At 64.6% G+C, this 22,843-nt stretch carries 23 protein-coding genes; 8 read left to right on the forward strand and 15 right to left on the reverse strand.

All coding sequences use genetic code 11. From position 1 onward, the window contains the following. Positions 1-99 precede the first annotated feature (99 nt). The 4 genes from ACZ1JX_RS16890 to ACZ1JX_RS16905 are packed head-to-tail and all read right to left on the reverse strand — an operon-like array spanning position 100 to position 2,636. The gene (locus ACZ1JX_RS16890; RefSeq protein WP_465124650.1) at positions 100-510 is read right to left on the reverse strand and encodes a hypothetical protein; all 411 of its coding nucleotides are present in this window, start codon (positions 508-510) and stop codon (positions 100-102) included. A 4-nt stretch (positions 511-514) separates the two neighbouring features. Then, positions 515-1,324 carry a DUF1295 domain-containing protein gene (locus ACZ1JX_RS16895; RefSeq protein ID WP_465124651.1) on the reverse strand — a complete coding sequence of 270 codons (810 nt, stop codon included), beginning with the start codon at positions 1,322-1,324 and terminating at the stop codon, positions 515-517. Then, positions 1,317-1,928: a lysophospholipid acyltransferase family protein gene (locus ACZ1JX_RS16900; protein WP_465124652.1), complete on the reverse strand. Its 612-nt coding sequence runs from the start codon at positions 1,926-1,928 to the stop codon at positions 1,317-1,319. Before ACZ1JX_RS16900 ends, ACZ1JX_RS16895 begins: the two co-directional genes overlap by 8 nt. A 45-nt stretch (positions 1,929-1,973) precedes the next feature. Continuing rightward, positions 1,974-2,636: a ferritin-like domain-containing protein gene (locus ACZ1JX_RS16905; RefSeq protein WP_465124653.1), complete on the reverse strand. Its 663-nt coding sequence runs from the start codon at positions 2,634-2,636 to the stop codon at positions 1,974-1,976. 133 nt (positions 2,637-2,769) lie between these two features. Here ACZ1JX_RS16905 and ACZ1JX_RS16910 point away from each other — a divergent pair, with 133 nt between their 5' ends. From ACZ1JX_RS16910 to ACZ1JX_RS16920, 3 genes are all read left to right on the forward strand, one after another. Next, positions 2,770-4,680 carry an alpha/beta hydrolase family protein gene (locus ACZ1JX_RS16910; protein ID WP_465124654.1) on the forward strand — a complete coding sequence of 637 codons (1,911 nt, stop codon included), beginning with the start codon at positions 2,770-2,772 and terminating at the stop codon, positions 4,678-4,680. Between the two features lie 78 nt (positions 4,681-4,758). Next, on the forward strand, positions 4,759-5,178 hold the full coding sequence (locus tag ACZ1JX_RS16915) for a DUF983 domain-containing protein (RefSeq protein WP_465124655.1): 420 nt from the start codon (positions 4,759-4,761) through the stop codon (positions 5,176-5,178). Positions 5,179-5,310: 132 nt separating this feature from the next. Then, positions 5,311-6,726 (forward strand): sugar porter family MFS transporter, encoded by a 1,416-nt coding sequence (locus ACZ1JX_RS16920; RefSeq protein ID WP_465124656.1) that lies wholly within the window; start codon positions 5,311-5,313, stop codon positions 6,724-6,726. 4 nt (positions 6,727-6,730) lie between these two features. Here ACZ1JX_RS16920 and ACZ1JX_RS16925 read toward each other — a convergent pair whose 3' ends face one another. The 4 genes from ACZ1JX_RS16925 to ACZ1JX_RS16940 form a co-directional block, all read right to left on the reverse strand. After that, positions 6,731-8,035 carry a cytochrome P450 gene (locus tag ACZ1JX_RS16925; RefSeq protein ID WP_465124657.1) on the reverse strand — a complete coding sequence of 435 codons (1,305 nt, stop codon included), beginning with the start codon at positions 8,033-8,035 and terminating at the stop codon, positions 6,731-6,733. A gap of 18 nt (positions 8,036-8,053) precedes the next feature. Next, positions 8,054-9,595: an acyl-CoA synthetase gene (locus tag ACZ1JX_RS16930; protein WP_465124658.1), complete on the reverse strand. Its 1,542-nt coding sequence runs from the start codon at positions 9,593-9,595 to the stop codon at positions 8,054-8,056. 170 nt (positions 9,596-9,765) lie between these two features. Then, positions 9,766-10,326, reverse strand: a complete 561-nt coding sequence (locus ACZ1JX_RS16935) for a fasciclin domain-containing protein (RefSeq protein WP_465124659.1) — start codon at positions 10,324-10,326, stop codon at positions 9,766-9,768. A gap of 33 nt (positions 10,327-10,359) precedes the next feature. Next, complete coding sequence (locus ACZ1JX_RS16940) at positions 10,360-11,292, reverse strand: hypothetical protein (RefSeq protein WP_465124660.1); 933 nt, start codon at positions 11,290-11,292, stop codon at positions 10,360-10,362. Between the two features lie 91 nt (positions 11,293-11,383). On the opposite strand from ACZ1JX_RS16940, the gene ACZ1JX_RS16945 reads away from it, so the two are divergent. Next, positions 11,384-12,067, forward strand: coding sequence for a polyamine aminopropyltransferase (locus ACZ1JX_RS16945; protein WP_465124661.1), 684 nt, complete (start codon positions 11,384-11,386; stop codon positions 12,065-12,067). Between the two features lie 842 nt (positions 12,068-12,909). Here ACZ1JX_RS16945 and ACZ1JX_RS16950 read toward each other — a convergent pair. The 5 genes from ACZ1JX_RS16950 to ACZ1JX_RS16970 all read right to left on the reverse strand — a co-directional run bounded on the left by ACZ1JX_RS16950 (position 12,910) and on the right by ACZ1JX_RS16970 (position 16,685). Next, on the reverse strand, positions 12,910-13,266 hold the full coding sequence (locus ACZ1JX_RS16950) for a hypothetical protein (protein WP_465124662.1): 357 nt from the start codon (positions 13,264-13,266) through the stop codon (positions 12,910-12,912). A gap of 18 nt (positions 13,267-13,284) precedes the next feature. Next, positions 13,285-14,109, reverse strand: a complete 825-nt coding sequence (locus tag ACZ1JX_RS16955; protein ID WP_465124663.1) for a hypothetical protein — start codon at positions 14,107-14,109, stop codon at positions 13,285-13,287. 94 nt (positions 14,110-14,203) lie between these two features. Next, positions 14,204-14,776, reverse strand: a complete 573-nt coding sequence (locus ACZ1JX_RS16960) for a Smr/MutS family protein (RefSeq protein ID WP_465124664.1) — start codon at positions 14,774-14,776, stop codon at positions 14,204-14,206. Then, on the reverse strand, positions 14,773-15,990 hold the full coding sequence (gene mltA, locus ACZ1JX_RS16965) for a murein transglycosylase A (protein ID WP_465124665.1): 1,218 nt from the start codon (positions 15,988-15,990) through the stop codon (positions 14,773-14,775). Before mltA ends, ACZ1JX_RS16960 begins: the two co-directional genes overlap by 4 nt. Before the next feature lie 8 nt (positions 15,991-15,998). Continuing rightward, positions 15,999-16,685: a Tim44/TimA family putative adaptor protein gene (locus tag ACZ1JX_RS16970; protein WP_465124666.1), complete on the reverse strand. Its 687-nt coding sequence runs from the start codon at positions 16,683-16,685 to the stop codon at positions 15,999-16,001. Positions 16,686-16,922: 237 nt separating this feature from the next. On the opposite strand from ACZ1JX_RS16970, the gene secB reads away from it, so the two are divergent. The 4 genes from secB to ACZ1JX_RS16990 all read left to right on the forward strand — a co-directional run bounded on the left by secB (position 16,923) and on the right by ACZ1JX_RS16990 (position 20,969). Next, positions 16,923-17,441, forward strand: coding sequence for a protein-export chaperone SecB (secB, locus tag ACZ1JX_RS16975; RefSeq protein WP_465124667.1), 519 nt, complete (start codon positions 16,923-16,925; stop codon positions 17,439-17,441). 36 nt (positions 17,442-17,477) lie between these two features. Next, complete coding sequence (gene murJ / locus ACZ1JX_RS16980; protein ID WP_465124668.1) at positions 17,478-19,049, forward strand: murein biosynthesis integral membrane protein MurJ; 1,572 nt, start codon at positions 17,478-17,480, stop codon at positions 19,047-19,049. Positions 19,050-19,059: 10 nt separating this feature from the next. Further along, entirely contained in the window at positions 19,060-20,079 is a 1,020-nt protein-coding gene (trpS, locus tag ACZ1JX_RS16985; protein ID WP_465124670.1) for a tryptophan--tRNA ligase, read from the forward strand. A gap of 155 nt (positions 20,080-20,234) precedes the next feature. After that, positions 20,235-20,969 (forward strand): DUF4136 domain-containing protein, encoded by a 735-nt coding sequence (locus tag ACZ1JX_RS16990; protein WP_465124671.1) that lies wholly within the window; start codon positions 20,235-20,237, stop codon positions 20,967-20,969. Between the two features lie 209 nt (positions 20,970-21,178). On the opposite strand, the gene dut is transcribed toward ACZ1JX_RS16990, so the two are convergent. Next, on the reverse strand, positions 21,179-21,646 hold the full coding sequence (gene dut, locus ACZ1JX_RS16995) for a dUTP diphosphatase (RefSeq protein ID WP_465124672.1): 468 nt from the start codon (positions 21,644-21,646) through the stop codon (positions 21,179-21,181). Next, positions 21,633-22,835 (reverse strand): bifunctional phosphopantothenoylcysteine decarboxylase/phosphopantothenate--cysteine ligase CoaBC, encoded by a 1,203-nt coding sequence (gene coaBC, locus ACZ1JX_RS17000; protein WP_465124673.1) that lies wholly within the window; start codon positions 22,833-22,835, stop codon positions 21,633-21,635. Before coaBC ends, dut begins: the two co-directional genes overlap by 14 nt. Positions 22,836-22,843 lie beyond the last annotated feature (8 nt).

Raw genomic sequence — 22,843 nt, forward strand, 5'->3', positions numbered from 1 at the left:
ACCTGTCAACGTTTCGAAACCTCGCGGTCAGCAAGGCCGGTCCTAACCGTAATGGACCCCGGCCTGCGCCGGGGTGACGGAGGTTGGAGCAGGCGCGAACTAGTGGTGCCGTATGCCGAGGGTTACGCCTTGCCAGTACTTCGCTTTGCCAGGAATCGGGAAGTAGTAGTCGTTCGCCTCTACCAGATCGCCGATCTCGGGGGTCTGCCTCAACAGGCACTCATAATCTTCGGCTCCGAGTTTCGCAGCAGGAATACGGACTTCGTAGCTTTCTGCGGAATACTCGACGTCAAACCGGCCGAGGCACTCGCCCACCGTGGCCAGCAATCTTGTTCGCATGCCCTCGCTGATGCCACTTGCCGAGATCACGAGAACGTCGCCCTGCCGACTTTGGAGTGTCTGATATGCGGTGACCGACAGCGCAACCGAGGCGGGCAGAAGCGCTCCGACAGCAACCCAAAAGAGCCGTCGCTCGAAAAGGTCGCTCAGCCATCGCGGCTTGCCCATCATTCTGTCACCCCCGCTTCGGCCACCAAGGCACAAACCCCGAAGTCCGCTCGACGTATTCCTTATACCCCGGCCGCCGCTCTTCCATGCCCTTTTCCAGCAGCGGCTTGCCCGACCACTTGGTCAGCGTGAAAGTCAGGAACACCGGGCCGATCACGCTCGCCAGCGCGACCCACAGGCCGGCGTCGGCGGCGGCGAGCCAGATGCCCCACCAGACGCAGGCGTCGCCGAAGTAGTTGGGGTGGCGGGTGTAGCGCCACAGGCCGGTCTGGAGCACGTGGCCCTTGTTGGCGGGATCGGCGCGGAAGGCGTTCAGCTGCGCATCGCCCACTGCCTCGAACACGATGCCGACCAGCCACAGCGCGGCTCCGGCCAAGGCCAGCGCTCCCAGCGGTGCGGGCGCTCCGCTGGCGAGGATGCCGAGTTGCGCAGGCAGGCAGGTGATGAACAGCAGCAGCGCCTGCGGGGCGAAGACGAACTTCAGCGCGGCCGACGCGAACGCGCCCTTCGCCTTGGCCTTGCCCAGCATCTTCGCATAGCGGGGGTCTTCGCCATGGCTGCGCCAGCGGGTGTAGAGGTGCCACGCCAGCCGCGCCGCCCAGATCATCGCCATGGCAGCAATCAGGCTCGCCCGCGCGCCGGGGCCGCCCTGCACGTGCAACCACGATGCCAGCGCCAGCACGCCCATGCCGCCGCCCCACACCGCGTCGATGAAGCTGACGTCGCCGATCTTCACCGCCACTCGCCACAGCAGGCCCATGCCGACCACGAGGATCGCGACGTTGACCAGAAGGGCGAGGAGCAGGGTATCAGGCATCGGAAATCTCCGGCATTTCGGTCAGGCCCCGGCGGGGATGCTTCGGCGTGACCTTGCGGTAGATCTCGAAGATCTTGCGCATGTCCGCCTCGTAATCGCCAGATGGCCAGATGGCCGGGCCGAGGCCGCCGGTCTTCGTGCCATAGTCCATCATGCCCACGACCATCGGCACCTTGGCCTTCAAGGCGATGTGATAGAATCCGCTGCGCCACTGGCCGACTGCGCTGCGCGTGCCTTCGGGCGCGATGGTCAGCATGAAGCGGTCACGCCGTGCGAACTCTTCGACCATCGCATCGACCACGTTGCGGCGCGCCGAGCGGTCAATCGAAACCCCGCCCATGTCGCGCATGAAGCCGCCGAGCGGCCAGCGGAACAGGCTGTCCTTGGCCATGAAGTGTGGCTTGAGGCCAAGGTCCTCGGTCAGCCCGATGAAGTAGAGGAAGTCCCAGTTGGAGGTGTGCGGCGCGGCGATGATCACGCAGCGGCCGTCCTCGGGCGGCGTGCCATGCGCCTTCCACCCGCGCATGCGATAGAACGTGACCAGCGCCTTGCGCACGATCCGCGATAGCAGGCTGGGCCTGCGGTCCTCGATTGCCCCGACCATCCAATTCTCCCCGCGTGGGAGAGTAACGCGCGAAGCGCTGGCTGTCTAACGCTCGCCCGCATCGGGCCACGCGGCCATCCGCGGCGTCGAGCGGCGCAGGAACAGGCTGGGCAGCTTCACCAGCATCAGCGACTTGTGGATCCAGTAATCGGCCCAGCGCTCGCGCCATTTCGCCTTGGCGCGGCCCTGCCGGTCGAGCCATGCGGCATAGGGCATCCAGTGGTCGGGTTCGTCCTTCTCCACCACTTCAAAAATGCGCTTCATCGCCTTGTCCGAGCGGACGTGGCTGTTCTCCAGCAGGATCTCGACCTGCCGCATCCCGCGCTGTTCGGTGAGCATGATCACGCGGCACAGCTTCTCGAACGCATCGGGGCTGGCGATCACGCCCTGCGTATCAAGCTCGTCGATGGAGCAGCCGAAGACCTTGAAGATGAAGCGGTCGATATGACCGCAGGTGCTGTCCACCGCCAAGGGCATCGTCCCGCGCAATTCGAACCAGCGCTTGAACATGACGTAGTGCTTGCGCTCGTCCCCCCGGTGCTTCTCGATCGCGGCGATGAACGCAGGATCATCCGGACACCGCACCCGCACCGCTTCGAGCACGCGGTCGAGCGAGGTGTAGCCGCGATGCTCGTTGTAGAGGTAGATCGAGGCGAGCACGTCGAGAAAGCGGGCGCGGAAGAGATCGCGCAAGCGGAGACGGGACAATGTCAAAGATTTGGTCATGCTGGGCATCGTGTCATGCTGACGCTTCGCAAAGTGACTGTAAAATGAACAAAATCAATCTTGATCAATACTTCTTCATGGTCAATGAATATCGCTCCTGAAGGGAGTGTGGATTTTGCGTCGATTTATCGTGATGGTGCTTGGTGTTCTTGCAGTTCTCGCCGGAACATCTCCAGCGGTTGCCGAACGACCAGCAGCGGACTTTGCCCGTCTGCCGATGCTTGAAGCGCCAAGCCTGTCGCCGAACGGCAAGCTGGTCGTCGCGATGGCCTCGATTGCGGGCAAGCAGGAACTGGTCATCATCAAGGCCGACGGCGGCGGACTGCAGGCGCGGTTGCCTGTAAAGGACGTGGACGTGCGCTATGTGCGCTGGGTCAATGACGAATGGCTGATCGCCACGGTCGGGGTGGAAATCCCCGCCATGGGCGGCATGGGCCTCGGCACCCGGTTGATCGCCTTCCGCACGGACGGATCGGACGCGCACTTCCTGATCGACCGGCGCGATGGCGGTGCGGGCTTCAGCATGGCCGATGTGCTCTGGGTGGCACGGGACGGCTCGCCGCGCATTCTGCTCGCCTCGCAGACGTCGTTCTACCTTGCCGACGAGGGTTTCTGGCCGAACGTATCGATGGTCGATGTCGCGACGAACACATTCAGCAAGCTGGTCTGGCCGCGCGAGGGCGTGCAGGACTGGTATGCCGATCGCGATGGCAACGTGCGTCTTGGCATCGGTATCGAGAAGGACGGTTTGCGTTATCGCGCGCTCTATCGCGCCAGCAACAAGGACAATTTCGACGAGTTCGCCAATGTCCGGCGGACCGAGGAGCTGATCGTTCCTGACGTCATCCTCGCCGACGGATCGGCGATCGCTTTCAGCACCCGGAGCGGAACCAACGCCGCCTACAAGCTCGATCTCAAGACCATGCAGGTCGGCGAAAAGCTGTTTGATGCCGGTGCCTACGACATGTCGAACCTCTTTCTCGACAAGCAGCAGACCCGCGTCCTCGGCTACGGGTTTACCGATACGCGCTTTCGCACGGTATGGATCGACGAGGGCCGGAAGAAGATTCAGGCGCAGCTGGAGGCGAACTTCCCCGGCAAGCAGATCCGCATCGTCAGCCTCAGCGAGGACGAGAAGGTCCTCCTGTTCAAGGTCGAAAGTCCTTCTGCACCGGGCGCCTACTATGTGTTCGAAGCCGGCCAGCCACTCACCCGGCTTGCGCTTGAAAACGCGACGCTCGGGACAAGAGCGCTGGCACCGGTCAGGACCGTTGCCTACAAGGCCCGCGACGGGATGGACCTGACTGCGGTGCTGACTCTGCCCGCAGGCGTCGACGCGAAGAACCTGCCGGTAATCGTGATGCCCCACGGTGGTCCCGCCGCGCGCGACGACGAGAGCTGGGATTGGTGGGCGCAGTTCCTGGCCGATCGCGGCTATGCGGTGATCCAGCCCAACTTCCGCGGTTCCACCGGCTTCGGCACGGCATTCCAGCAGGCCGGTGCGGGCCAGTGGGGCTACAAGATGCAGGACGATGTCGACGATGCCCTTGCCTATCTCGGCAAGGAAGGGATCGGCGACGTCAAGCGGGCTTGCGTGGTCGGCGGTTCCTACGGCGGGTACGTTGCCATGCGCGCGGCCGAGCGCAATCCGGACCTCTATCGCTGCGCGGTGAGCTATGCCGGGGTTGCCGATCTGCCCGAGATGATCAAGTACGACCGCAACTTCATCGGCGGTCTTGGCAGCACCGAATATTGGCGCACGCGCGCAGAGGACCTGTCAGAAGTCTCTCCGAACAATCACGCTTCACGGACAGCAATTCCGATTCTGGTGATCCACGGCAAGAAGGATCGGCGCGTTCCGTTCGCGCAGTCGAAGAACTACGTCGACAGGCTCAAGAAGGCGGGCAAGGCGCACGAGTTCTTCATCCAGCCCGAGGGCGACCACTTCTTCAGCCGCGAGGAAGACCGGCTGACCTTCCTGACCCAGATGGAAGCCTTCCTCGACAAGCACAACCCGGCGAACTGATCGCGGCCTTCGGGCTTTGCGGTTGCGCGGTGGAGGCCTATGGGGGCTGCAACCGCGCAACTGCAGGGCGTTCGTTTCATGGCCTTTTTTACCCAGAACCCCAAGTTCGACTGGATCCTTCGCTGCGGCTGGAAGGGCCTGTGCCCGAAGTGCGGCAAGGGCCCGATGTTCGCGGGCTGGCTCAAGCTGCAGAAGACCTGCCCGGAATGCGGGCTGGATTACCGCTTTGCCAATGCCGACGATGGTCCGGCCTTCTTCGCGCTGTGCATCACGGCTTTCCCGCTGACCTTCTTCGCGGTCTGGCTGGAGGTTGCCTACGCGCCGCCGTGGTGGGTCCATGTGCTGACATCGGTGCCGATCCTCGGGATCGGCTGCCTTGCCACGCTGCGACCGTTCAAGGGCTGGCTGGTCGCCTCGCAATATGTGAACAAGGCAACCGAGGCTGGCACCGAAGGCCTGTGGGCCAAGCTCCACGCACGCGAGGACGAAGCACAGTAAGGCAATCGCCCGAAGGCAGACGTATGCGTTGATTGCAGATTGCCGCAAACCGGTTAGGCATGGCCCAAGATGATCCCGGGGAACGTTCACGCATTGGGGGACGTGACGCCTGCGGGACAATTGGAGAGCGGAATGTCTCAAGGCAACGGCGCACACGGCGCAGGCGGCAACCTCGGGTTTATCGGACTGATCGTCGCGGTCGCCACCATCGGCGGCTTCATGTTCGGCTACGATTCCGGCGCGATCAACGGCACGCAGGACGGGTTGAAGCATGCCTTCGGGCTGGGCGAGGCCGAGCTGGGGCTGACGGTCAGCTCGCTCCTGCCCGGCTGCGCGCTGGGCGCGTTCCTTGCCGGACGCTTTGCCGACATCTGGGGCCGCCGCGCGGTGATGATGATGGCGGCGGCGCTGTTCGTGCTATCGGCCATCGGCTCGGGCGCAGCCCCTTCGGCGCTGGTGCTGGCGGTAGCGCGCTTCCTTGCAGGCGCTGCTGTCGGCGCGGCGAGCGTGCTTTCGCCTGCCTATATCTCCGAGGTGACGCCTGCCCATATTCGCGGCCGTCTGTCGAGCGCGCAGCAGGTAATGATCATTTCCGGCCTCACCGGAGCGTTCCTTGCAAACTACTGGCTGGCAGGAGCCGCCGGGTCCTCGCTCGGGGCGTTCTGGGGCGGTTATCCTGCGTGGCGCTGGATGTTCTGGGTTCAGGCGGTCCCGGCGTTGCTGTTCCTGGTGACGCTGCTGCTGATCCCGGAAAGCCCGCGCTTCCTTGTCGCCAAGGGCCGGATCGAGGAGGCACGCGGCGTGTTGGCCAAGCTGTTCGGCGCTGCTTCTGCCGATATCAAGCTCGCCGAAATCCGGGCCTCGCTCGCGGTCGACCATCAGCCGAGCCTTGCCGATATCCAAAAGCCCGGCGGCGGCTGGCGGCCGATTGTGTGGGTCGGCATCGGGCTCGCCGTGTTCCAGCAACTCGTCGGCATCAACGTGGTGTTCTACTACGGCGCGGTGCTGTGGCAGGCGGTTGGCTTTTCCGAAGCCGATGCGCTGAAGATCAACATCCTGTCGGGCGTGGTTTCGATTGCCGCCTGCCTCGTCTCGATCGGGCTGGTCGACAGGATCGGGCGCAAGCCGCTGCTGCTTATTGGCTCTGCGGGGATGACGGTGACGCTGGGCGTGCTGGCCTGGTGCTTCGCGCAGGCCTCGACCGGAGCGGACGGCGCGCTGGTCCTGCCTGACGGCGTCGGAACCATCGCGCTCTATGCGGCGAACCTCTACGTCGTGTTTTTCAACATGAGCTGGGGCCCGGTGATGTGGGTCATGCTGGGCGAAATGTTCCCCAACCAGATGCGCGGATCGGCGCTGGCGGTGGCGGGCGCGGCGCAGTGGCTGGCGAACTTTGCGGTCAGCTCGAGCTTCCCGTGGATGGCGGGCAACATCGGCTTGCCGGTGACCTACGCCGCCTACACCGCTTTCGCCGCGATCTCGCTGGTGTTCGTGTGGACCTCGGTCAGCGAAACCAAGGGCAAGGAACTGGAGGCGATGGAAGGGTAAAGGCTCAGGCCGTCTTCCACCGCACCGGCAGGGCCTTGAACCCGCCGACGAAGGTGGAGTTCACGCGGCGCGGTTCTCCCGCAAGTTCGAGGCTGTCAACGCGGTCGAGCAGCACGTCGAGCAGGATGCGCATCTCAAGGCGTGCGAGGTGCAGGCCGAGGCACTGGTGCGAGCCTGCGCCGAACGCTGCGTGGCGGTTGGCCGGGCGCGTGGGATCGAACTTGCGCGGATCGGGGAACTGCGCCGGATCGTGGTTCGCCGCGACATAGTTGAGCATCAGCCAGTCGCCCGCAGCGATCTGCTGGCCGCCAAGCTCGGTGTCGGTCGCTGCCGTGCGCATGAAGTGCTGCACCGGCGTGGTCCAGCGGATCGCTTCCTCGACGATGCCCGGCAGCAGGCTGCGGTCGGCCTTGGCGCGGGCGAAGAGGTCCGGATCGCGGGCGAGGGCGAGCACGGCACCGGCGGACGAGGCCGAGGTGGTATCGTGCCCTGCGCTGGCGATGATAGTGTAGTAGCCCGCCGTATCGCGATCGCTCATCGGTCCGCCGTCGATCACTGCGTTGGCGATGACCGTGGCAACGTCCTCGCTCGGGTTGCGCCGACGTTCCGCGGCAAGGGCTGCAAAGTATCGTTCGAATTCGGCAACTGCCCCTGCAAATATCGCCGCGATCTGCTCGGGTTGCAGGTCCTTCATGCCTGACTGGTTAAGATCCTCGTCCTGTGCCCCGAACAGTTGCTGGGTAAGGAACAGCATTTTGGGTTCGTCTTCGGGCGGCACGCCGAGAATCTGCATGACGACATGGAGCGGATAAGGGGCAGCGACAATCGCCACGAAATCACCCTCTCCTCCATTGGCGTCGCCAGCCGCCACCATCCGGTCGATGGATTCGTTGGCGATCCTGCGGATCTCGCCGTCCAGTTTCGACAGGTTCTTGGGCATGAACCAGTCCTGCGTCAGGCGGCGCAGCTTGGGATGCTTGGGCGCGTCCATCTGTACCAGCGATTCCACCAGATGCGGGCTGCCGCCGGTGATCGAGCGGGCGAACGCGTCGGCAACGCGCAATGTGAAAATAGGGGACTTCGGGTTGTTGAGGAACGTCGCATTGTCCTTGCTGACCTTCATCACCTCGTCAAAGCCCGATACCAGCCAGAACGGCTCGTGCTCGTCACCGGGCGCGACGACGCGGGCGACCGGGGCATTCGCGCGCAGGGTGTCGAACTGGTCGAGCAGCGGGTCCCACGCGCCGTAGGACTTGGGATCGATCACTGCGCGGCCCAGTTCGGGCGCGACAAGGGGGAGGCTGGCCATGGTTCGGGTCCTTGTGAGTCAGGCGTTCGCGGCTTCGTAGGCCTGCTTGTATTCGTCGCGCAGCAACCGCTTGAACAGCTTGCCGGTGGGCTCGCGGGGAAGTTCGGCGCGGAAGTCGATCTGGCGCGGCATCTTCACGCGCGAGAGCTGCGGTCCGAGCCAGTCGGCGAGTTCGGCAGCGAGCGCCGGCCCCGCTTCGGCCATGTCGCGCGGCTGGACGACGGCAACGACCTTCTCGCCCATGTCGGGATCGGGCGCGCCGATTACCGCGACGTCCGCCACCTTGGGGTGGGTGACGAGCAGGTTCTCGATCTCCTGCGGGTAGATATTCACCCCGCCCGAAATGATCATGAAGCTCTTGCGGTCGGTCAGGAACAGGTAACCGTCTTCGTCGACCCAGCCGACGTCGCCGAGGCTGGTCCAGCCGTGCTTGTTGGTGGCATCGCGGGTCTTGTCGGGATCGTTGTGATAGCTGAACGGGCTGCCGCCTTCGAAGAAGACCTGGCCTTCGCTGCGAGGCGGAAGTTCGTCGCCCTCCTCGTTGCAGATGCGGATCGTGCCGAGGATGGCGCGGCCGACCGAGCCAGGGCGCTGCAGCCATTCCTCGCTGGTGATGAAGGTGAAGCCGTTGCCCTCGGTGCCGGCGTAATACTCGCGCAGGGCCGGGCCCCACCATTCGATCATCGCCTGCTTGACCGGCACCGGACAGGGCGCGGCAGCATGGATCGCGCACTTGAGCGTGGAGGTGTCGTACTTCGTACGGACATCGTCGGGCAGCTTGAGCATGCGGACGAAGTGCGTCGGCACCCACTGGCTGTCGGTCACCTTGTACTTCTCGATCAGTTCGAGCGCGTGTTCGGGATCGAACTTCTCCATTGCCACGACGGTGCCGCCCATGCGGTGGATGGTCATCGACCAGCGCAAGGGGGCGGCGTGGTAGAGCGGGGCGGGGGAGAGATAGACGGCGTCGCCGGTGATGCCGAAGGCTTGGGCAGCGATGCCGATCAGCGAGTTGACCGCGCCGATCTCAGGATCTTCGGGCAGGGGAATGCGCACGCCCTTGGGCTTGCCCGTGGTGCCCGAGGAATAGAGCATGTCGCAGCCCGCGCGCTCGTCGGCGATGGGCGTGGTGGGCATGGCATCGAGCGCGGCGTTGAGCGAGAGCGATCCTTGCGTATCAAGGCGGAGCTGCGGAACGTCGGGCGAGAGCTTGGCCACTTCGTCGAGCACCGGCCCGGTATAGGCCGAGCCGATCAGCAACCGGCTGCCGCTGTCCTTGGCGATATAGGCGATTTCGGGCGCGGCGAGGCGGCTGGAAACCGCGACATAGACCAGCCCTGCCCGCTGCGCGCCCCAGGCCAGCGAGAAGAAATCGGCGCGGTTTTCAAGGCACAGCGCGATGGTGTCACCGATCTGCAAGCCCCGTGAGCGCAGCAGCTGGGCGAACTGGTTGGAGCGGGCGTCCATCTGCGCATAAGTCACCACCTCGCCGCTGCCGCCCATGATCACGGCGGGGCGGTCAGGGTTGCGGGTGGCGTGGTACTTGGGGTGGAAGTGCACCGGCCTCGTCCTCTCGTTCAGGGCGGACTCACGCCGCCTTTGCCCGAGAGATTAACTGATCAGTTAAGTCGCGCAACCGCCATTTGCGCGCACACCTGTCGAGGCCTGTCGCAATTCTTGCCCGATCCTTTCATGCTGCGGCGATCCGCCAAACCCGTCACTTCGCCCGGTTACTTCGGCGCAGGCAGTACCCTGTCGATCGGATAGATCACGCCATTGCGCGCCATGATCGGCTCACCGACAAGCTTGGGCGCGTCATCGCCTTGCCCCAGCCGGACTTCATTGCCCTGTCGGGAGAGCGCGATGGGCTCGCCGCCGAGCGTGGCGAGGCGGACGGTGCCCTTGGTGCGGTCCAGCCCCTGCTCCAGATCGCTGCGCCCGACATAGCCCGGCGAGAGATGCTGGCTGACCAGCGCGAGTAGCTGCACTTTGCCCTCGTCGCTCTTCAGTGCGTTGCGATCGGCTTCCGGCAGCGCGGCGATGGCTTCATTGGTGGGCGCGAACAAGGTGTAGCTGCCGACGCCTTCGAAGGTCTTCTCGAGCCCTGCGGCCTTGACCAGTCCGGCGGTCTCCGAAAGGTCGCTGCTGTCATCGAGCGCGTCGAAGAGGTCCTTGTCCGTTGATGCCTGCGCGGCGGCAGTGCTGCCTTTTGCGTCGGGCGCCGAATCGTTCTTGTCGCAGCCTGCCAGCCCCAGTGCGGCGGCGGCGATCAGCATGGGCCAACGTACCATTTGCATCCCCTATTTCTGTTCTGTTCTGGCGGTTCAGGCGATCAGTTCGATCACGGTGCGGACCAGCTGCGTGGTCGGGTCGACTTCGTAGACGTAGCCGTCGCTGTAGCGATAGAGGCTCTCGGGCGTATCGGCGTAGCGGTCGCGCCAGGTGGGGGGCACGTTGTAGAAGTCGTAGCCTGCGGGCATCGGCTGGCCGACGGACCACTGGTCGCCCGTCAGCAGCGCGGCGATGCCCTGGATCAGCTGCGACTGCGGATCGACCTCGAAGATTGCGTTCTGGGCGTAGCGATAGGTGTTGCGATCATCGAAGCCGTAGAAGCGGTCGTAGTAGGTCGGCACGGCGTAGTCGGTGTACTGGCCTGGCCAGACCTGACCGCCGAACAGCGCGCCGCCTAGCAGCGGCACTACGCCCGAGACGAGGCCGGTGCTGCCGACGCGGTACATGTAGCCGTTGCCGTAGCGCCAGTCGTTATCGTTGCCGAGGTAGCGCACGGGGTACCAGTCGCCCCAGCTGCGCGGGGCCGAAAGCTTTTTTGCCTGTCCGGGGGGCAGGCAACCATTGTTCTTCTTCGCAAGGCCCGGTGGGCAGTTGGTCGATACGGGGATCAGGAAGCGGCTGTCGTCGTAGCGATAGCGTCCGTCCTGCCACTGGCGGCTGGCGACGCGTATGATGTCGCGGTCGCCGCGTGCGATCTGGCGGTCGGGTCTGTCATTCCTGTCGGGGCGAGAAATCTTGTCCGGGTGCTTGTCCGGATTTGCGGGCATTGCCTTTTCCGGCCGCGCATCGGCGTGCTTTTCGGGGCCGCGGACCTTGTCCGGGCCGCGGTCGGCCTTGGCCGGCTTTCCGGCTTTCTCGGCTTTGGCAGGGCCGCCCCCGTGGCCACCGTCGTGTCCGCCCTGTCCGTTGCCCTTGCCCTGGGCGAGGGCAGGCGCGCCGATGGCGAGGGTGGCAGCGCCAGCCATGAGCAGAAATAGCCGCATAATCATTCTCCGGAACCGTCGGGTCTGACAACGTGCGCCTTGTCCCTGCGGTTCCCGCGCTCTAGGGCGAGGCATGATTGCACGCGAACTTCTCGGCACCGCGCAGGTGCCCGATGGCGAAGAGCTCAAGCTCTACCGGCACGACCGCGATTTCATGATCGTGCTCGGCCACAACGAACTGATGAGCACGCGGCAGAACGGCTCGGAGATCGCGCTGGCCACGCAAAGCTGGGCGCGGATCGCCAAGGCGCAGCGCCCGGCGATGCTGATCGGGGGCTATGGCATGGGCTTCACCCTGCGCGCCGCGCTGGAGAAGCTGCCGTCCGATGCGCACGTGACCGTGGCCGAACTGGTGCCCGAGATCATCCAGTGGGCGCGCGGGCCGATGAAGGATCTGGAAGCGGGCTGCCTCGACGATCCGCGCGTGCGGCTGGTGATGACCGACGTTGCCGACGTGATCTCGGCCAATGCGCTCTCGGTGGGCGGCACGGGCTATGACGCGATCCTGCTCGATGTCGACAACGGGCCGGACGGGCTGGTGCGGACGAAGAACAACCGGCTCTACACGATGCGCGGGCTTCGCACCGCGATGGACGCGCTGCGCCCCGGCGGCGTGCTGGCGATCTGGTCTGCGGCGCGCGACCCGAACTTCACCCAGCGGCTGAAGGTGGCGGGCTTCGACGTGGACGAAGTGGAAGTGCGCGCGCGGACCAATGGCAAGGGCGCCAAGCACGTGATCTGGTTTGCGAGCGTTTGATGCTTAGCGCGGGGGTCTGCCCACCCCGCTGCGACTAACTTCACTGCGTTCAGTAAGTCTCGCGGCCCTCCCGCCTGCGGGAGGGCTGGATGAAGCGCTGCGTGTCTCTCCCCTCCCGCAAGCGGGAGGGGCTGGGGGTGGGCATCGCGGATACGCGATAAAGCAAAGCATCCGCTGGCGAGTGCGGACGGTAACGCCGGTGGGAAAGCACAGATCGCGCGACCGGTGCGGTGCCGTTGCGGCACGCGCGGGAAGGGCGCGGGACCGGTTGCGAGTGGCCGGGGGGGCGGTTCCGAACCCCTTGTCGGCTCAGCCTGAGGGCGGACATATGTGAAAGGACGAAGCTTTGGCAGCGGCTCGCGGGCTGCCTTGGCTTCTGGCAAGCGGCTGCGTGAAAAGAACCTGTCGTTTGCGCAGACTTCGTCACGCAAGCATGGCGGGTTCCGCATCCTCAGGGTTCGGCGCCGTGCTATCAGCCCTGGGTTGTCCTGTCTGTCCTTGGGTAACGACAGGGTTTGCCCGGTGGGTCTTGGGCTTAACGCCCCGCATTGAACCCACGCGCACCTGCCGCACCGATCGCGCCGGAAGCTTCGGCAAACGCCTGACCTCCGAAGGGAGAGGAGCTGGTTGGCCTATTGCCCTCTCCTGACCTGTGGGCGGGGCGTATAACCTATATGGTTCGTTTTGTCAAGGTTTTCCTTGCCCCTCCCGTCGTCATCCCGGGCTTGACCCGGGATCCCGCTTTTTTTGCTCAGAGGGGGTGCAGAAGAAAAGCGGGGCCCCGGGTCAAGCCCGGGGCGACGACATGAATGGGGGTGAAAAGCAGTTAAGAATTCTCACTATCATGTAGGCCGACGGTAAAAACCTCTGTAGACCCAGACCACGAGGCAGCAAGTGCCAAGCAGAAGAATAGGGAATACAGCAAAGAATATTGCTATATCGATCTGAGCTTTTTTCGCCTCTCTCTGATGATAGAAGCAGTTTCTGATGCCATGGCGCGGTGCGGCCTCGGCGATCGCGTCTGGAAGTGGGCTTGCAGAAGCAGGGCGTGAATCGAGAACTTCACACTCCAACTGGGCCTTGTGCATCAACTGATACTGCCGTGCTTCCACGATGATGAACAAAATCATCCAAAGCGTCAGAGCGATCACAAGTCTTCTGAGCCCTTGTCGCATTTGATCCTCTGCCGTGGTTTGCAAGGCGTCTGCCTCGGCTCTTTAACTGTCGTCTGGCAAATCAATAACAGAATGCACTGCGACAAGTCTGTATGCTATCGGTTTTCCGGCCTTCATCTCAACATTCACATCTACGTCGAAAGCTTTTTTGTAGACGTTTTCATCGGCTTCAGCAATTTCATGCCGAATACGCTCTTCAGCGAGATTTGATGCATATACGATGGGTAAAGGCTTTGCATTGATGCTGTCAATCTGGACTAAGTCACCCGATCTTTTGCCCGTAACTGCATGCGCTACGTTAGTTCGAGTGAAAATCATTATAACGCGTTTATGGTCGGCTTCGCTCGTCTGATCTAATTCAGCGCGATGCTCGAGAATATTCCGTTCCGCCTCCCGCGCCTCTCTCGTTGTAAACTGAAAAGCCACGCGCTTCTGACCATCGTCAAATACTGCTAACGAGAGGCTGCCATTGGTGTCGTGTGAAACCGCTTCGACGGTTCGAAGATAATCAGCCAAATCTCCTTTGCTTGCTCCCGTGTCCCGTCCACCCCGGCGAAAATATTTTTTCAGTTTACCGCCATACGTTTCGACAAACTTCGCCAAGTCATTCGCGTGTTTGACTGCCGCAAGTGCGCCTGCAATCACAGGTGCCGCTGGGAGCATGTAGGGAACCAACTCTGCGATGATTGACCCTGCTCTAACTTCGCGAACGTAGAAGCGTACGTTTCCACGTTCGGCGGGGTGCTCTTCATCGTAAAACTGCTCAAATTGATGGCCCAAGCCGACAAAGGCTGCAACGAAATCCGATAGTTCTACTGGACTTTCTGTTTCGATCTTTAGAACGATGTGTGCGTCATCTTTCGGCATCAGCACATAAGCCCGCAAAATGCGTCAGTTCGCAACAAAAATCGGAAGATCGCGCTTACAGTAAAGAAACTAAACGGGTCAGTAGCTGACCTCGCTACCGCCCCTTCCGCAGCACAATATAAACCGCCCCCGCGCCGCCATGCCTCGGCTGCGCGGGCCGTACCGCTGCGATCTGGCCCGCGTGGGGGCTGTGGGCCAGCCAGTCGAGCAACTTGGCGCGGATGACGCCTCGGCGGTTGCCGCGTTGGTCTTGTTCGTCGTGGGGGCGGGGTTTGCCGGCGATGAGGAGCATGACGCGGGCGCCCATGGCGATGGCCTGGGCGATGCTGCCGGTGAGGCGGGCGTGGGCGGCGTCGAGGGTGAGGCCGTGGAGGTCTATGGTGACGTCGGGAGTGATGGGCCCTCGTGCCAGTTTGCGGTCCCAGCTGGAATCGAGGCCGTGGTTTTGCAGGGGGCGGGCGACTGGTGTGGGCGCAGGCGTCGGAAGTGGCGGGGGGACGCGGCCTTTCACGCGCTTTGCCGGTGGCGGCGGCGGGAGCGTGATGGCGGGCGTTGCTTCAAGCGCCTTTGCCTTGGGGCGGGGCGGGTGGAGCGGGGTGATCGTGGCGGCGACCTTGTTCCACAGGTCGGCCTCCTCCGGGGAGAGGCCTCGGGGCGCCCTGCTCACTGCTGGCCGAGACGCGCCAGCGTCCCCTTGGGCAGGAGGATGAGGGCGCGGCCCCGTGCGCTCATGCCGCCCGCGATCTGGCGGGCTTCGAGGCCTGCGCCCCAGAAGCTGTCAAAGCGGTTGGCGCCCTGGATCGCGCCGCCGGTGTCCTGCGCGACCCACAGGCCGCTGGCTTCCTTGCGGTCCACCTGCAGCCATACGGGTGCGCCCAGCGGCACGAAGGCGGGGTCGACCGCGACGGTGCTGCGGCCCGCGATGGGCACGTTCAGTGCGCCGACCGGGCCGGGGCCGGTCAGTTCGCGGAAGAAGACGTAGCTGCGGTTCTGGCGCATCAGTTGTTTGCCGGCGTCGGGGAAATCGCGCAGGTATTGCTGGATGCCCTGCATCGAGCCGGAATACTGGCCGGGCGAGGAGCCGATGAGGCCGCGTTCGCGCATCAGGGAGCCGATGCCGGTGTAGGGGTGGCCGTTCTGCCCGGCAAACCCCAGACGGATCACGCTGCCATCGGGGCCGCGCAGGCGCCCCGAGCCCTGGATCTGGAGGAAGAAGAACTCGACCGGGTCTGCCGCCCATGCCAGTTCGAGGCCCTTGCCTGCGAGCACGCCGTCCTCGATCTGGCCGCGATCGTAGTAGGGGGTGAAGACGCCCGCGTCGTCGTAGCGGCCGAGCGGCATCTTGCCATCGGGCAGGGGTGGCGCGTCGCCGGGGTTCGCGCGGACGAGGTCTTTGGGCAGGGCATAGACCGGCACGTCAAAACCCGGCTGGCGGGTGCGGGAGCCTGCGATCTCTGGCTCGAAATAGCCGGTGACGAAAGCCGCGCCATCGCCGACCTCGGCGGTCTCGAAATAGGTGGTGAAGAAGCGCGCGGCCTCACCCTCGGGCCAGGTGGAGGCGGCGGCGCAGGCGGGGGCCCAGTCCTCGGGACGGGTGAGGCCAGAATTGTCGGTGCGCTTGGTGACGCGGGGGCAGGACTTGGCGAAGGCCTGCAGCGCGGCGGCGGTGTTCTCGGGCTTGAAGCCGAGGCCTGCGGCAACGGGGCCGCGCATGACGCCGGTGAGCGCGGCATTGGCGGGCTTTACGGTTGGCGGCGTGGGCGGGGTGACGGGGCGCGGGCCGGTGGCTTCGGGCACGAGACGCACGCAGCCGCCAAGCAGAAAGAGCGCCGCGATGATCGCAGCGCTCTTGTGTTTGCCGGACTTGGTAGAAGCTTTCACTTGAAGCCTCAGGCCTCGTCGGTCTCGTCGAGCAGCCAGTCGGGATCGCGCGAGGTGAGGTCGCGGCTGAAGGTCCACAGGTCGCGTGCTTCGATCGCATCGTCGAGCGAACCGGCGATGACCTGACCTTCGGCGTTGCGGGTGACGGACGCGATGTCAGCCAGGAAGCGGACGGTAATGCGCGCGGTGCGGCCTTCGATCGAGGCGGCGACGATGCGCGCTTCCTCGATGCGAATCACGCGCGCGTCGATCACTTCGCCAGCTGCGGTGCGGGCATCGATCGCGGCGGTGAAGCCTTCGAGCACGTCAGCGTCGCAAAGCTGGGCCAGTTCGTCCTTGTCGCCGCGCCAGAAGGCTTCGAGGATCATGGCATAGGCGCCCTTCGATCCTGCGAGGAACTGGGCGACATCGAAGCGGCGGTCAGCCGAGATGATGGCGCGCACGCCTGCTTCGGCGCTGTTGTCGAACGTGTTGATTTCAGGCGCTGCCAACTCGCGCGAGCGCGGGGCGGCCGAGCCACCCGCCTGCGTCACGGGCGGCTGGGCGGCCTTGGGGTTCTGCGCGGAGGGATCGGGCTGTTCGATCCGGCGGCGCATCGGCTCCTCGTCACGCTCGGGCCGTCGGCCGAGGACGGAATAGAGACGCAGGCCAAGGAAGGCTGCAATCATCGCCAGGATCACAATTTGAACAATCACGCGCAAGATTCCCGAACTGTCCATGGCCTGCAAGAGCGCATGGCGTCATTCCAACGTGCCTCAAATAGGTACGGATTACAAATGAACAACGCGTGCATGGCCCTTTGGGCGGATCACTTGGGCTGAAATTTCGCCCGTCTGTGGCAGTTTGGTTCCAGAGAAAGGCGGATTGCGGGGCAAACCCCATGGTGCTAGTCGCGCCGACCAAGGGAAACCCAGACAGAAAGCACGTCTCTCATGGCCGAAGAAGGCAACATCATCTCGAATCTCAACCTTGATGGCCCAGTGCCGAACGGTGAAGACACCTCACCCGCGATCGGCCTGATCTCGCAGTACGTGAAGGACCTGTCGGTCGAGAACCCGAATGCGCCCGAATCCTACCAGTGGACCGAAGCGCCCGACATCGCGGTCGACTTCAACATCTCGGCCCGCGCGATCCAGCCCGAGATCCACGAGATCGAGCTGAAGATCAACGTGACCTCGAAGGGCGCGCAGGGCACCGCGTTCATCGTCGAGCTGGCCTATTGCGGTCTGATCGGCATGCGCAACGTACCCGAAGACCAGGCGCATCCGTTCCTGTTTGCCGAAGGTCCGCGCATCCTGTTCCCGTTCGCCCGCCGCATCATCGCCGATGCCGTGCGCGATGCAGGCTATCCGCCGCTGATGCTCGAGCCGGTCGACTTCACCGGCCTGTACATGCAGCAGCTGGCGCAGGCCCAGGCGGTGGCGGAAGCCGAGCCCGCCGGTCAGGCCTGATCTGACACCTGATCCGGTGGCCCGAGGGATGCGCCCATGAACCTCCTCAAGGCCACCGGTTCGATTGGCGGGCTGACGCTGCTCAGCCGCATTCTGGGCCTTGTGCGCGACAGTCTGTTTGCGCGGTTTGTCGGCGCGGCGTTTGCCTCGGACGCGTTTCTTGTCGCGTTCCGGCTGCCCAACATGTTCCGCGCGCTGTTTGCCGAAGGGGCGTTCGCCAGCGCCTTCATCCCGATGTTCAACAAGAAGGTTGCCGACCCCGAGGGCAAGGGCCTGCGCGACGGGCTGGACTTTGCCGAGGCGGCGCTGGCCGTGCTGCTGCCGGTGCTGCTGTTCATGACGGTGGTGCTCGAGGTCTTCGCCTGGCCGGTGACGCTGCTGCTGTCGGGCAGGTTCAACGGGGTGAGTGCGGATCAGTTTGCCTATGCGGTGGAACTTTCGCGCTGGACGATTCCCTATCTGATGCTGATCAGCATCGTCTCGCTGTTTGGCGGGATACTCAATTCGCTGGGCAAGTTCTGGGTCAATGCTGCGGCGCCGATCCTGCTGAACCTGACGCTGATCGTGGCGCTGCTGGGCTTCCATTCCGACGATCCGCTGGTGACCGCGCGCAATCAGGCGATTGCGGTCTCGGTTTCGGGCGCGCTGCAGCTGGCGTGGCTGGCGTGGGCCTGCCGGAAAAACGGGGTGCGGCTGCGATTGCGGCGTCCGCGCTTGTCGGCGGAAGTGAAGCAGTTGCTCAAGCTGATCCTGCCGGCGGCGGCGGGTGCAGGGGCGGTGCAGATCAATCTGGTGATCTCGACCGCCCTTGCCGCATCGCTCCTCGATCATGGTTCGGTCACCTATATCTATATGGCGGACCGGCTTAACCAGCTGCCGCTGGGGCTGATCGGCATTGGCCTTGGCACCGTGCTGCTGCCGACTATCTCGCGCCAGCTGGGCGGGGGCGAAGAGGCCGCCGCGATGGAGACGCAGAACCGGGGGATGGAGCTGGCGCTGCTGCTGACGCTGCCCGCGACGGTCGCGCTGGTGCTATGTGGCGAGCCGATTGCTGCGGCGCTGTTCGGCTATGGCAAGTTCGACGCCAACGACACGCACTTTACCGCGCAGGCGCTGGCGGCTTTCTCGATCGGGCTGCCGAGCTACATTCTCGTCAAGGTGCTGACGCCCGGATACTATGCGCGGCAGGATACGAAGACGCCGGTGCGCTATGCCACGATCTCGATGGTGGTGAACCTCGTCGGCAATCTCGCGCTGATCGTGCCGCTCAAGCACATGGGTCCGCCGCTGGCGACCGCGATTGCCTCGACCGTCAACGTCTGGCTGCTCTATCATACGCTGGTCAAGCGCGGGCACTTTGCGGCGGACGCCAGGCTCAAGCGGCGGACGGTGCGGCTGGCGCTGGCGGCGGTGGCGATGGGGGCGGTCCTCTGGGCAGGACAGGGGCTGGTGATGCCCTATGTCCATGGCACATGGACTATCCGGATCGCGGCGATGGCGTCTCTGGTCACGTCCGGGGTCGTCGTCTATGGCCTTGCCGCCGTCCTGACCGGGGCTTTCCGGGTGGACGACCTCAAGCTTCTCCTGCGGCGTCGCCGCTCCAACTGAAGGCAGTCAAATGCGTATCGTTTCGGGCATCCAGCCAACCGGCAATCTCCACCTCGGCAATTACCTGGGTGCGATCCGGAACTGGGTGCGCATGCAGGACGAATGGTCGGCCAAGGGCGGGCAGTGCCTCTATTTCCTCGCCGATCTTCACGCCATTTCGATGCCGCATTCCCCGGCAGAGCTTGCCGCCAACACGCGCGAGATGGTGGCGGCACTGGTTTCGTGCGGGATCGATCCGGACAAGTCGATCCTGTTCAACCAGGCGCAGGTTCCGGCCCATGCCGAGCTGCAATGGTTGCTGAACGGCACGGCGCGGATGGGCTGGCTCAACCGCATGACGCAGTGGAAGGACAAGGCGGGCAAGAACCGCGAAGGCGCGAGCGTGGCGTTGTTCACCTATCCGGTGCTGCAGGCGGCTGACGTGCTGCTCTATCAGGCGACGCACGTGCCGGTGGGTGAGGACCAGAAGCAGCATCTGGAGCTGGCGCGCGACATCGCGCAGAAGTTCAACAACGACTTCTGTTCAGAAGACGCGCCGCTGTTCACGCTGCCCGATCCGATCATCCCGCCAGAAGCCGCACGCATCATGTCCCTGCGCGATGGTTCGGCCAAGATGAGCAAGTCCGATCCTTCGGACATGAGCCGCATCAATCTTACCGACGATGCCGATGCGATCATGCAGAAGGTGAAGAAGGCCAAGACCGACCCCGAGCCGCTGCCGGGCACGGTCGAAGGGCTGGCCGGACGGCCCGAGGCGAACAACCTCGTCGGCATCTATGCGGCGATGGCGGGCACTTCGCCTGCCGAAGTGCTCACGCAGTTCGAGGGCCAGGGCTTTGGCAAGTTCAAGCCTGCGCTGGGCGAGCTGCTGGTCGAGACGCTGTCACCCATGGCGGCGCGTTATCGCGAACTGCGTGAGGATGGCGAGGCGCTGGACGCGATCCTTGCCAAGGGTGCACTGAAGGCCCGCGACCTTGCCGCGCCGACGCTGGCGAAGACCTATCAGGCACTCGGCCTTGTAAGGGGCTGATTTTTCGCAAGTTCGTTGCGAAACGTTACGTGCCTGCAACATATGTTGCAGGCACCATTCAACGTGCATTCAGCACTTCCCGTCCAAAAAGGCGGCATGCTATGCAGTGCGTGTGTCTGGCAAGGGGCGGCGGACGCATAACAGGAGTCGCAAGGATGAATTCCGTTTCGCAAGTGAAGCCCTCTTCCCCCACGCGGCGCAGGCTGCTCGGGCTTTCGGCAGTTTCGCTGATGCTCGTCACGCTCGCCGGTTGCACCACCCCGTTCAAGGCCGACGTCAAGCGTTTCCAGGCGCAGCTGCCTGCGCCCGCCGGACAGACTTTCGCGGTCGTGGCTGACGATCCCAGGGATGCCGGTGGCCTCGAGTTCGCGCAGTATGCCTCGCTGGTCGGCAAGCAGATGGAAAAGCTCGGCTATCGTCCGGCCAGCCCGGAAGCCGCCGACCTGCTGGTCAAATTCGACTATGGCATCGATGGCGGTCGTGACCGCGTGCGCTCCACCGGCTTTGCCGACCCGTTCTGGGGCGGTTGGGGTGGCTGGGGCGGCTGGGGCCCGGGTTGGGGTCGGGGCGGCTGGGGCCGTCGTGGCTTTGTCGGCGGCGGCTGGGGCTGGGGATGGAACGATCCGTTTTTCTTCGGCGGTGGCGGCTGGGGCGGCGGCGTTGACGTCGTGACTGTCTATACCTCGGGCATCGACCTCAAGATCGACCGCCGCGCCGATGGCCAGCGCCTGTTCGAAGGCAAGGCCGAGGCTGCGTCCTCGTCGAACCGTCTGTCCTATGTCGTGCCGAACCTTGTCGAGGCGATGTTCACCGATTTCCCGGGCAACAACGGGGAAACGGTTCGCATCTCCATCGCGCCGGAAAAGAAGACGGTGAAGAAGGTCGACTGATCTTTGTCGTTCTGGATTTGAAAGAGGCCTCGCAGCGATGCGGGGCCTTTTTTATCGCTGACGTTGGGTGCCCACCCCGCTGCGACTAACTTCACTGCGTTCAGTAAGTCTCGCGGCCCTCCCGCCTGCGGGAGGGCTGGAGCAGGTCTCGCATCCCCCTCCCCCCTTCGACAGGCTCAGGATGAGCGCGAGGGGGTGGGGGTGGCTTCTCAGCCCTTGAGCGCAGCGACGCCGCCGGTCGAGCCGAAGCCGCCTTCGCCGCGGGCGGTGTGGTCTAGTTCATCGACCTCGACCCAGGTGCCGCGCGTGACCGGGGCGAGGACCAGCTGGGCGACGCGGTCACCCCGGCGGATGGAGAAGACTTCCGTACCGAGGTTGATCATGATGACCTTCAGCTCGCCGCGATAGTCGCTGTCGATGGTGCCGGGGGTGTTGGGCACGGTGACGCCGTGCTTGAGCGCGAGGCCCGAGCGGGGGCGGACCTGGATTTCGTAGCCTGCGGGGATTGCGACCGAGAGCCCGGTGGCGACGGCGTGGCGTGCGCCGGGGGCAAGATCGACGTCCTCCGCCGAGACCACGTCCATGCCGGCTGCGCCTTCGGTCGCATAGGCGGGCAGCGGCAGGTCTGCGCCGTGGGGCAGGCGCTTCAACAGGACGGGGACTTCAGGCGAGTGCATCGGCAATTCTTTCGATCAGGAGGGCGGCGGCCGCGTCCTTGGGCAGTTCGGGAAGGCTTTCGACGCCGCTGGCGCTGACGAAATGCAGGGCGTTGATCTCGCCGCCCATCTGGTGCGTGGCGACATCGTTGGCGACGATCCAGTCGGCACCCTTGCGCGTAAGCTTGGCGCGGGCGTGATCGAGCACGTCGTTGGTTTCGGCGGCAAAGCCGACGACCAGCGGCGGGCGGCGATCGGACTTGCACAGGCCCGCGAGGATATCGGGGTTTTCAACGAGGTGCAGCGGCGGGACCTGGCCCGAGCCGTCCTTCTTGATCTTCTGCGCGGCTTGCTCTTCGCTGCGCCAGTCGGCCACGGCGGCGACCATGATCGCGACATCGGCGGGCAGCGCGGCCTCGACAGCGGCGGCCATCTGGCGTGCAGTCTCGACGTCGATCCGGGTGACGCCGGGCGGTGTGGGCAGGTTGACCGGGCCGGAGACGAGCGTGACCTTTGCGCCCGCCTTTGCGGCGGCGGCGGCGATCGCATAGCCCTGCTTGCCGCTGGAGCGGTTGGCGATGTAGCGCACCGGGTCTATCGGCTCGTGGGTGGGGCCTGCGGTGATGAGGACGTGTTTGCCGGAGAGCGGTCGCGCGCGGTGATCGAGCTGACGGGCGATCTCCGCATAGATTGCAGGCGGTTCGGGCAGGCGACCGGGGCCGAATTCGCCGCAGGCCATCGCGCCTTCGTCGGGCTCCATCACGGTCACGCCATCGCCGCGCAGGGTGGCGACGTTGCGCTGCGTGGCAGGGTGCTGCCACATCCGCACGTTCATCGCAGGGACGGCGAGGACCGGCTTGTCGGTGGCGAGGAGCAGCGTGGTGGCGAGATCGTTGGCAATGCCACCGGCCATGCGCGCCATGAGGTCTGCCGTGGCCGGGCAGACGACGACGAGATCGGCCTGGCGGGAGAGCTGGATGTGGCCCATCTCGACTTCGTTCTTGAGGTCCCACAGCGTGGTGTGGACGGGGTTCTCGCTCAGCGCCGCCAGCGTCATGGCCGTGACGAAATGCGCGCCGCCTTCGGTCAGCACACAGGTGACGTCCGCCCCTTCCTTGCGCAGCAGGCGGACGAGTTCGCACGACTTGTAGGCCGCGATGCCGCCGCCGATGATGAGCAGGATGCGCCGACTGTTCAGGGTGCCGTTCATGGCTGGCG

Source organism: Novosphingobium sp. BL-A-41-Hi4A-0G (assembly GCF_055521735.1).

Bases quoted from the DNA above. Each gene is read 5' to 3' on its own strand.
- ACZ1JX_RS16890 (WP_465124650.1), bottom strand. From the start codon at position 510: ATGATGGGCAAGCCGCGATGGCTGAGCGACCTTTTCGAGCGACGGCTC.
- ACZ1JX_RS16895 (WP_465124651.1), bottom strand. From the start codon at position 1,324: ATGCCTGATACCCTGCTCCTCGCCCTTCTGGTCAACGTCGCGATCCTC.
- ACZ1JX_RS16900 (WP_465124652.1), bottom strand. From the start codon at position 1,928: ATGGTCGGGGCAATCGAGGACCGCAGGCCCAGCCTGCTATCGCGGATC.
- ACZ1JX_RS16915 (WP_465124655.1), top strand. From the start codon at position 4,759: ATGGCCTTTTTTACCCAGAACCCCAAGTTCGACTGGATCCTTCGCTGC.
- ACZ1JX_RS16920 (WP_465124656.1), top strand. From the start codon at position 5,311: ATGTCTCAAGGCAACGGCGCACACGGCGCAGGCGGCAACCTCGGGTTT.
- ACZ1JX_RS16925 (WP_465124657.1), bottom strand. From the start codon at position 8,035: ATGGCCAGCCTCCCCCTTGTCGCGCCCGAACTGGGCCGCGCAGTGATC.
- ACZ1JX_RS16935 (WP_465124659.1), bottom strand. From the start codon at position 10,326: ATGGTACGTTGGCCCATGCTGATCGCCGCCGCCGCACTGGGGCTGGCA.
- ACZ1JX_RS16940 (WP_465124660.1), bottom strand. From the start codon at position 11,292: ATGGCTGGCGCTGCCACCCTCGCCATCGGCGCGCCTGCCCTCGCCCAG.
- ACZ1JX_RS16945 (WP_465124661.1), top strand. From the start codon at position 11,384: ATGATTGCACGCGAACTTCTCGGCACCGCGCAGGTGCCCGATGGCGAA.
- ACZ1JX_RS16955 (WP_465124663.1), bottom strand. From the start codon at position 14,109: ATGCCGAAAGATGACGCACACATCGTTCTAAAGATCGAAACAGAAAGT.
- secB (WP_465124667.1), top strand. From the start codon at position 16,923: ATGGCCGAAGAAGGCAACATCATCTCGAATCTCAACCTTGATGGCCCA.
- murJ (WP_465124668.1), top strand. From the start codon at position 17,478: ATGAACCTCCTCAAGGCCACCGGTTCGATTGGCGGGCTGACGCTGCTC.
- trpS (WP_465124670.1), top strand. From the start codon at position 19,060: ATGCGTATCGTTTCGGGCATCCAGCCAACCGGCAATCTCCACCTCGGC.
- ACZ1JX_RS16990 (WP_465124671.1), top strand. From the start codon at position 20,235: ATGAATTCCGTTTCGCAAGTGAAGCCCTCTTCCCCCACGCGGCGCAGG.
- dut (WP_465124672.1), bottom strand. From the start codon at position 21,646: ATGCACTCGCCTGAAGTCCCCGTCCTGTTGAAGCGCCTGCCCCACGGC.
- coaBC (WP_465124673.1), bottom strand. From the start codon at position 22,835: ATGAACGGCACCCTGAACAGTCGGCGCATCCTGCTCATCATCGGCGGC.